Here is an 8,369-nt window from a genome sequence, read left to right as displayed (position 1 = left end):
TCATACCTACCTCCTTTTTGTTTTCCCTAAAATCTATTTTATAACTTTAGGTTTATATTTTGCAACATTAGGCATAGTCATACCTATGTTTGCATTTATGTAAGTCGGATCAGCAACATAGTATCTTTTACCTTCAAAATCCACAAAATCCCCACCAACAGAACCTTTCAAATTGATAGCAGTGGCCACATGGCCTGGATAATCCAACAGTACAGTATCCAAATTTAACATATTTTTAACGAGATATGAATATAAAATTGCTCTATCTTCACAATCAGAATATGGATAATATATTGTTTCTTCAGGGATAAAATATTTTTCATATCCAAACTGGTCAATATCAGTCTTATACTTGAAAGCTGTCTGGACAAATCTCAGTAAAATATTTGCAGCTTCAATTTCAGACTTCCCCTCAATTATTTTTGCAAGCTGAGTTTTCATTTTATATAGCGCTTCATCGGATATCGTAGGATTTGTAAAAACATACAGCTCTGTTTGAGGAAAAAGCCTGTAAAATTCAACAAGCGAAGCATCATAAGAAAGATTTAAGCGGTACTCATGTCCATTATATCTAAAGCTTACTGTTTTTTCATGATATGAGTCCGGCAAAAGAGGTCTTTCTGCATTAATTTTTATTAGTTCACTACTGCCTGGATATTTGCCGTCGTATGTCCTTATGCTTTTTATATATTTTCTGGTTTCAAACGTATCTATGGCATAGTAATTTTTCCCATCAAGCACGAAATATGTGACACCGTAAATTTTCTTGTCAGAAGGCAACAATAAATACACCATGCCTTCTTCAACCCCAACTCTCGCATCAAAACCAAGCTTGGACAATACAAACCAGGCCAACAGGTTACCGCGGTTTGAATCTCCATTATATATCTGTGTAGTTGCTTTTTTTGTAAATATTACTGTCCCCCAGTCACCTAAACTTAATTTTTTTACGGCATCTTTTACAGAATTGACAAGTTTATCAAAGTTACTTTTGGCTGCATTCTCCCAAAATAGTGCTATATCCTCATTGCTTAGACCTTTGAGTTGCCACATAGGTGTTTTTTCATCAAAAACAAGTTCAACATTAACATTGAAGAAATTAAAGAACAATGTTTTGTCTTTTTCCTGAATTAAGTTTTGTAGCGGAATTATTTTAACAGGTTTTTCAACAACCACGGGAGGTTCTACCGTCTTTATAATTACCTTATCAGGGACTACCTGCTTGACAATAAGAGGTTTTTCTTCTTTAACAACGGGTATATCGGCAGGTTTTGGCACGGTATCTGGCTCAAGTCCCTTGAACATTTCATAATCTTTCCACTGTTTTTTCAAAAATTCAGTAAACTCTTTATCCCTTTCTTCTTTAAACTGTTTAAATTCATCCATTTGCTGACTTAAATATTTCATAAATTCAGAATCAGCACCAAAAACTTTAAAGCTAAACACAAACAACAGAAAAAATATTAATCTACTTTTCATCATTCAATTCCTCAAAGGCTTCGTTTGCCCTTTTATGGGTAAGTTTTTTCTTAAGCTCTTCTATCTTCCCCTCTTCAAATTTTAACAGTTTTTCCCTATCCAAACATGTCCTGACAAATGCTACTTTATATTTTTTCACATATTCTATATTTTTGTCAAATGAGTTTTTAATGATAAATATTTCATAACCTCTATCTTTTAAAAAACTCTCAAGAAAAATTTTCTCACTGTCGCTCGCATTTTTTATGTTTTCATTCACTGCCAAAACCAACATATCACCAACTCTCTTTTTTAACAAAAGAAGGGATTTTTCCTTTGCCACATCTACTGAAGAAAGATTTCCGTATTCAAAAGAACTTGAACATATTTCACTACGTGATTCCTTCATATACCAAGACGGAGCACCATCAATTGATATATCCGCACTGTCTAAAATCTGACCAAAAAGAAAACTTGCCAAAGTCTTAGCAAGCGAAAACGCAATGGCATCTAATCCTATCATATTAAATTTTATCACAAGATTAAATGTTAGCAACTAAATTTTTTGAAATATTTTTTAGTTGACTAAAATTATGAAATCTGATTAAAATTACAGAAAAACATAGGAGGATACCATGAAAAAAGTTTTAGTTGCACTCTTTGTACTGTCATTTGCGCTTGTTGTATTTGCAGTTGACAAAGGACCAGAAACAATCGATCTTTCCAAGGCTTTTAATGTAGAAAAAACTACCAAAAAGCCAGTAATGTTTCCCCATGCTTTCCATCAATCAAAAAATGATTGTACTGAATGTCATATGTCACCTGAAGGTGGCAAAGATTTGAAAAATATTAATAATGGTGGAAAACTTGAAGTTGGACAAATTAAAGGGATAAATCACAACATTCACAAAGAGTTTTGCTTTCCTTGCCATGTTGCTAAGAATGTTCCAAAAGGTAAAGTTTGTAGCACTTGTCACAAATAATAAGCGACTCATTGGGTCGCTTTTTTTATAACATCTCATCAATTATTTCTATCTGCCTATCGAAAGCAGGCTCTTCAACCCACTCTTTTGCTCTTTCAAGCAATTCTTTTGCGTTGTTAAGATAATTTTTATCCCCTGACTTATTATATTCATCCAGAAAGACAACAGCTTTATTACAAATAGAGTATGCGAGACTTCTTATCTGTTTTGCCTTATCAATTTTCATTGCAAGCCTTACAAAAAATGATGTCAATATCAAATATAAAAGCCATATCCAGATATTAAATTTAAGGGTTATGAGGTAAAATGTAGCCACAACAACCAATGTAGTTACGATTGCCACAGTTATTCCCGGGGAACCGATAAAATATGTAGGTATGTTTTTGCCGTCTTCATATCTGTAATACTTAAAGGGCCTAAAACTTCCACCTCTCTTATGCTCTTTCAAGGCAATTTTGCTAAACTCTCTTAACTCTTCTAAAATTTCTATTTTCACATCTACCCCTTAATTGTTTTAACCTTTATACCCTATTTCCAATATAAATTTCAATCCATAAAATATGATATGAATAAAATAAAAAAACTTGACAAATATTCACTCATATATATTTTAAAAAATGTAAATAAAACTTAATCAGGAGGTGCGATATGTTAGAAAGATGGAGAAAAAAAAGCGTATCACCTTTCAGAGACATTTTCGACCTTCAAGATGAAGTCAACAGGCTATTTGAGGATTTTTTTGCCCCTGCTGCCCAGTCAAGAGCTTTTGTAAGTATGCCACATGTTGATATTTCTGAAAACAACAATCAGATCAAGGTAAAAGCTGATCTTCCGGGGATGACTGAAAAAGATATTGAATTAACCCTTGAAAACAACATATTGACCATCAAAGGCAACAGAGAAGAGGAAAAAGAAACCAAAGAGGAAAATTATTACAGCAGAGAGAGAGTTTACGGAAGTTTTATGAGGCAGATTCAAATCCCTAAAAAGGTTAACCCGGACTCAGTAAAGGCAAAATTCAAAAACGGAGTACTTGAAGTAATTATGGACAAAGCTGAAGAAGAAAAATCCAAGACAATTGCAATTCAAGCTGAGTAATCAGGCGGGTATTCCCGCCTTTTTTATTTAGAATAGTTCTATAAATTCCTATTGACAAAGTATAATATGGCAATTAAACTTTATTAGACTTAATTTAAACCCTTATGGAGGCCAATTATGAAAACTTCTTTTTTTTATGCTTTTATTTTGCTTATTGTCTTTTTTGGCTTATCAGGATTTGCTAATGAGGCACTTTACGGCAAATGTAAAGGTTGCCACGGTGCTGACGGTAGTAAAAAGGCTTATGGTGTGGCTAATCCTTTAAAAGGTCAATCACAAGAAGATATAATCAACAAATTAAATGGCTATAAAAATGGAACATATGGTGGTGCCCAAAAAAATATAATGGCAAATCAGGTGAAAAATCTTTCTGATACTGACATAAAAAGTCTTGCAGAATACATTTCGAAATTCTAAATGAAAAAACTAATCTGTGCTCTTTTTATTTTTAGTTTATCAGTTTCGCAAATTGTTTTTTCTGCTGACGAACATAGAGATGTGGGGGTAGTAGAACATCTTGGCAACTATATACCTGATGATGTTTATTTTTATGACTCATTGGGAAAAAAAGTTAATGTCAAAGAATTGGTAAAAAAAACTCCTACAGTGATTGCTCCAGTGTATTTTACCTGCCCCAATGTCTGTAATTTACTACAAAGCTCTCTGTCAAACATAGTCCCTGAAATCAAACTTGCCCCAGGCAAAGATTATCAGATATTGTCTGTAAGTTTTGATGAAAATGATACACCTGATATAGCTTCCAGAAAAAAAGATAATTACATGGCAGCATTGAAAAATTTCCCTGAAGACTCCTGGAAATTCTTAACAGGTGACAAAGATAACATTGACAAATTTATGGACTCTATTGGATTTAAATTCCGGAGAGAAGGCAAAGATTTTATCCACAGTGTAGCACTCATCATTCTGTCACCTGATGGAAAAATCGTACGATATGTTTACGGTACGAGAATACTCCCGTTTGACCTTACAATGGCCATAGTTGAGGCACAAAAGGGGGAAGTAGGGTTTTCAGTTAAACGTGTTTTAAGTTACTGTTTCAGTTACGACCCTAACGGGAAAAAATATGTATTTAATGTAATGAAAGTTTCTGCTACAATAATTTTAGCTGGCGTTGTTACACTTTTTTTGGTTTTAACTTTAACAGGAAAAAGAAAATCTACACGAGGCAAAGATGAATAATAACAGTGAAGTAATTTCATTTTTAAAAGACAACAAATACCCTGGAATATTTGGATGGATATTTTCTACAGATCATAAGAGAATTGGTCTGCTTTACATGTACTCAACGTTATTGCTCTTTATTATAGGTGTTATAATCGGTTTACTGATAAGAATTGAGCTCATTGCTCCTGGAAAGACAATAGTTGGACCACAGACTTATAATGCTTTTTTTACGGTTCACGGTGTAATAATGATATTTTAATTTGTAATTCCAAGTATCCCTGCTGCTTTTGGCAACCTGTTTCTCCCTATTCAAATAGGGGCAGAAGATGTTGCTTTTCCAAGGCTAAACCTTTTTTCATGGTGGCTTTACATTATAGGTCTTATTTTAATACTTTTTTCACTTTTTACAGGAAAAGGTGCACCTGACACCGGCTGGACATTTTATGTGCCTTTCAGCGAATTTACAACAACAAACGTTAGTGTAGCCGTAATTGGTGTTTTTATACTTGGCTTTTCTTCGATTTTAACTGGATTAAACTTTATTACCACCGTCCACAGACTAAAAATGCCTGAAATGAAGTGGACAAAGATGCCGCTTTTTGTCTGGGCACTTTATGCTACCGCATGGATACAGGTACTTGCTACACCTATACTTGGAATCACAGTGCTGCTGATTTTCGTTGAACGTATGTTTGGAATAGGATTGTTTGATCCTGCAAAAGGTGGAGATCCAATATTGTATCAACACCTTTTCTGGATATATTCTCACCCTGCAGTTTATATAATGGTAGTCCCTGCAATGGGTGTGGTGACAGAAATTATCCCAACATTCGCGAGAAAACACATTTTTGGCTATAAAGCCATTGCATTTTCTTCACTTGCAATAGCATTTGCCGGCTCACTTGTCTGGGCTCATCATATGTACACCAGTGGAATGAGTGATACGGCTGTACTTATTTTCTCTTTCCTTACTTTTATAGTAGCTATTCCAACTGCAATAAAAGTTTTTAATTGGGTGGCAACATTGTATAAGGGCTCGATAGTTATCGAACCTCCACTTTTGTATGCACTGTCGTTTATATTTCTTTTTTCAATTGGCGGACTGACAGGTCTTATACTTGGTTCAGCCGGTACAGATATACACGTACATGACACGTATTTTGTCGTAGGTCATTTTCACTACACAATTTTTGGCGGGACTGGTTTTGGTTTCTTTGGAGCAATGCACTACTGGTTTCCAAAAATATACGGTAGAATGTATAATAAAAAGTTAGCAGTTATCTCATGGGCTATTCTTTTTGTCGGTTTTAATATACTTTATTTTCCAATGCTTGTGATTGGTATGATGGGGATGCCAAGAAGATATTATGACTACCTGCCACAGTATCATACAGGGCATCTAATTTCCACTATTGGTTCATGGATTCTTGCAACAGGCTTATTATTAATGTTTTATAATCTTTTTAAAAGTATAAAACATGGAGAAAAGGTTGGTAAAAGCCCATGGGGCGCCGCCACACTTGAGTGGACCACACCATCCCCTCCTCCTACATTGAATTTTGTTGGTGAACCTAAACTCACAAGAGGACCATATGACTACAAAGGGGTAGAAGAAGATGAGCAATATACATAAAGATTATATAGGCTCAAAATTTGGAATGTGGCTTTTTCTTTTTACTGAAATTTTACTTTTTGGCGGTCTTTTTATACTTTACAGCACCTATCTGCACAAATATCCTGCTGAGTTTCACCTTGCCGGAAAAGAATTAAATGTATATTTTGGTGGTGGAAACACTGTCGCTCTTGTAACAAGCAGTCTCTTTATGGCGATGTCAATCTCAGCCATACAAAAAGGGGATAAAAGGCTTGCAATCATATTTTTAGGGATAACTCTTGCCCTTGCGTTTGTCTTTTTGATAAACAAATATTTTGAATGGGGTGCAAAATTTCATCACGGAATATATCCTGACTCACCAACACTTCTTCAAAGACCGAAAGGTGAAATTATATTTTTTGGACTCTATTTTGTAATGACAGGGCTACATGGCATACACGTATTAGTTGGGGCATCAATAATTATCTATGTACTCTTTATGCTCAAAAATGAAAAGGTTAATAAAGATGATTTCGTACTGCTTGAAAACACCGGACTCTACTGGCACCTTGTAGACCTGATATGGATTTATCTGTTTCCACTATTTTACTTAATTGTGTAGGAGAAAAAAATGAGTGCAGAAAACAAACATATAGTTAGCTACAAAACATTTGTATCTGTCTGGGTCATACTAATGTTTTTAACAGCTGTAACTGTGTGGATTGCAAAAATTGATCTTGGCTTTTTGAATGTAGTTGCAGCTTTAACGGTAGCTACCACAAAGGCATTAATAGTTATACTATTTTTTATGCATCTCAAGTATGAAAACAGGCTGTTCAAAATTTCTGTTTTCATTACGTTTTTAATACTTGCTATTTTTATAGGTTTCACATTCTTTGACGTTGCATACAGATAAATTTAGGAGAAGAAAATGTATCCACAAGCAACTGCTGTTGAAAAGGTAGATTTTACCTTTATACTGATTTACTCAATTGCCGCAATTGTGCTTTTAGGAATAACAATTGCGATAGTTTACTTTTTATATAAATATAACAGAAAAAGGCACCCTAATCCGGCAGATATTAAAGGAAACTTAGTCGCAGAAACACTTTGGACAGTTATTCCAACAATAATAGTAATGGCAATGTTTTTTGTTGGGTGGGATAGCTTTGTAGCACTGAGGACAGTACCAAAAGATGCTATTGAAATTAAAGTTGAAGGCAAAATGTGGTCATGGAAGTTTACTTATCCAAACAGAAAAACTGACAAAGAATTGTACGTTCCAATCAACAAACCTGTAAAACTAAATATCACATCCACGGATGTTATACACAGTTTTTATGTGCCTGCCTACAGAATAAAAATTGACGCAGTTCCTGGGCTTACTACTTACACATGGTTTAACCCTGACAAAAAAGGGGATTTTGATATTTTATGTGCTGAGTATTGTGGAGTAAGGCATGCTTATATGCTATCAAAAGTTCATGTTGTAGATGAAGAAGAATATGCCAGATTTATAAGCGGAGAAAAAGAAAAAACGGCAAGCGTTACACTTCCTGAAATTCTTGATAAATATGGTTGTTCAGATTGTCACAGCCTTAACGGGGAAGTTTTGGTGGGCCCCCCGCTTAACGATATAAATGGTAGGAAGACAATAGTCATTATTGATGGAAAAGAAAAAGAAATAGTTGCAGACGAAAATTATATTAAAGATTCCATACTTTATCCGGAAAAAGAAATCGTTAAGGGCTATGAAAACATAATGCCACCTTATGAAAATGAGATACCTGAAAATGATTTGAATACCTTAATAAATCTTATGCTAAACAAAAATAAAGAAGTATCCAATATTGAAGTTGGAAAAAAATTGATAGACGATGAAGGGTGCACCGGTTGCCACTCAACTGATGGCTCGACAATTGCTGCACCATCCTTTAAAAATCTTTATGGAGCAAAAAAACAGGTTTTAAAAGATGGTAAAGAGTTTACTGTAGAAGTTGACGATGAATATATGTATGTATCAATAAAGTATCCTGAGAGAGAGATTGTAA

General features: G+C 34.4%; 10 protein-coding genes and 1 pseudogene. 8 read left to right on the top strand and 3 right to left on the bottom strand.

From position 1 onward, the window contains the following. Window positions 1-33 precede the first annotated feature (33 nt). Both ACTCAF_RS10145 and ACTCAF_RS10140 read right to left on the bottom strand, forming a co-directional pair. Entirely contained in the window at window positions 34-1,482 is a 1,449-nt protein-coding gene (locus ACTCAF_RS10145; RefSeq protein ID WP_463063166.1) for a hypothetical protein, read from the bottom strand. Continuing rightward, the gene (locus ACTCAF_RS10140) at window positions 1,469-1,981 is read right to left on the bottom strand and encodes a hypothetical protein (protein ID WP_463063165.1); all 513 of its coding nucleotides are present in this window, start codon (window positions 1,979-1,981) and stop codon (window positions 1,469-1,471) included. The genes ACTCAF_RS10145 and ACTCAF_RS10140 overlap by 14 nt, the downstream gene beginning before the upstream one ends. Before the next feature lie 112 nt (window positions 1,982-2,093). Here ACTCAF_RS10140 and ACTCAF_RS10135 point away from each other — a divergent pair, with 112 nt between their 5' ends. Continuing rightward, a complete protein-coding gene (locus ACTCAF_RS10135; protein ID WP_463063164.1) occupies window positions 2,094-2,441 on the top strand; it encodes a cytochrome c3 family protein in 348 nt (115 codons plus the stop codon). A gap of 25 nt (window positions 2,442-2,466) precedes the next feature. On the opposite strand, the gene ACTCAF_RS10130 is transcribed toward ACTCAF_RS10135, so the two are convergent. Then, window positions 2,467-2,937, bottom strand: coding sequence for a hypothetical protein (locus ACTCAF_RS10130; protein WP_463063163.1), 471 nt, complete (start codon window positions 2,935-2,937; stop codon window positions 2,467-2,469). Window positions 2,938-3,089: 152 nt separating this feature from the next. Between ACTCAF_RS10130 and ACTCAF_RS10125 the strand changes: the two genes are divergently transcribed. The 7 genes and pseudogenes from ACTCAF_RS10125 to coxB all read left to right on the top strand — a co-directional run. After that, the gene (locus ACTCAF_RS10125; RefSeq protein ID WP_463063162.1) at window positions 3,090-3,539 is read left to right on the top strand and encodes an Hsp20/alpha crystallin family protein; all 450 of its coding nucleotides are present in this window, start codon (window positions 3,090-3,092) and stop codon (window positions 3,537-3,539) included. A gap of 117 nt (window positions 3,540-3,656) precedes the next feature. After that, complete coding sequence (locus ACTCAF_RS10120; protein ID WP_463063161.1) at window positions 3,657-3,956, top strand: c-type cytochrome; 300 nt, start codon at window positions 3,657-3,659, stop codon at window positions 3,954-3,956. Continuing rightward, complete coding sequence (locus ACTCAF_RS10115; RefSeq protein WP_463063160.1) at window positions 3,957-4,739, top strand: SCO family protein; 783 nt, start codon at window positions 3,957-3,959, stop codon at window positions 4,737-4,739. It abuts the gene before it with no gap. After that, window positions 4,732-6,357 (top strand): annotated as a pseudogene (ctaD, locus tag ACTCAF_RS10110) (cytochrome c oxidase subunit I). The gene ACTCAF_RS10115 and the pseudogene ctaD overlap by 8 nt, the downstream one beginning before the upstream one ends. Then, entirely contained in the window at window positions 6,341-6,940 is a 600-nt protein-coding gene (locus ACTCAF_RS10105; protein ID WP_463063159.1) for a cytochrome c oxidase subunit 3 family protein, read from the top strand. Before ctaD ends, ACTCAF_RS10105 begins: the two are co-directional and overlap by 17 nt. 9 nt (window positions 6,941-6,949) lie before the next feature. Continuing rightward, on the top strand, window positions 6,950-7,234 hold the full coding sequence (locus tag ACTCAF_RS10100; protein WP_463063158.1) for a cytochrome C oxidase subunit IV family protein: 285 nt from the start codon (window positions 6,950-6,952) through the stop codon (window positions 7,232-7,234). A 15-nt stretch (window positions 7,235-7,249) separates the two neighbouring features. After that, a partial coding sequence (gene coxB / locus ACTCAF_RS10095; protein WP_463063157.1) for a cytochrome c oxidase subunit II occupies window positions 7,250-8,369 on the top strand: 1,120 nt, incomplete at its 3' end.

Source organism: Deferrivibrio sp. (assembly GCF_055117995.1).
This window is presented reverse-complemented; position numbering and strand designations above follow the sequence as displayed.

What these genes read in the sequence shown, in the direction of transcription:
- ACTCAF_RS10125 (WP_463063162.1), top strand. Translation starts at nt 3,090, where the DNA reads ATGTTAGAAAGATGGAGAAAAAAAAGCGTATCACCTTTCAGAGACATT.
- ACTCAF_RS10100 (WP_463063158.1), top strand. Translation starts at nt 6,950, where the DNA reads ATGAGTGCAGAAAACAAACATATAGTTAGCTACAAAACATTTGTATCT.
- ACTCAF_RS10140 (WP_463063165.1), bottom strand. Translation starts at nt 1,981, where the DNA reads ATGATAGGATTAGATGCCATTGCGTTTTCGCTTGCTAAGACTTTGGCA.
- ACTCAF_RS10120 (WP_463063161.1), top strand. Translation starts at nt 3,657, where the DNA reads ATGAAAACTTCTTTTTTTTATGCTTTTATTTTGCTTATTGTCTTTTTT.
- ACTCAF_RS10145 (WP_463063166.1), bottom strand. Translation starts at nt 1,482, where the DNA reads ATGATGAAAAGTAGATTAATATTTTTTCTGTTGTTTGTGTTTAGCTTT.
- ACTCAF_RS10135 (WP_463063164.1), top strand. Translation starts at nt 2,094, where the DNA reads ATGAAAAAAGTTTTAGTTGCACTCTTTGTACTGTCATTTGCGCTTGTT.
- ACTCAF_RS10105 (WP_463063159.1), top strand. Translation starts at nt 6,341, where the DNA reads ATGAGCAATATACATAAAGATTATATAGGCTCAAAATTTGGAATGTGG.
- ACTCAF_RS10115 (WP_463063160.1), top strand. Translation starts at nt 3,957, where the DNA reads ATGAAAAAACTAATCTGTGCTCTTTTTATTTTTAGTTTATCAGTTTCG.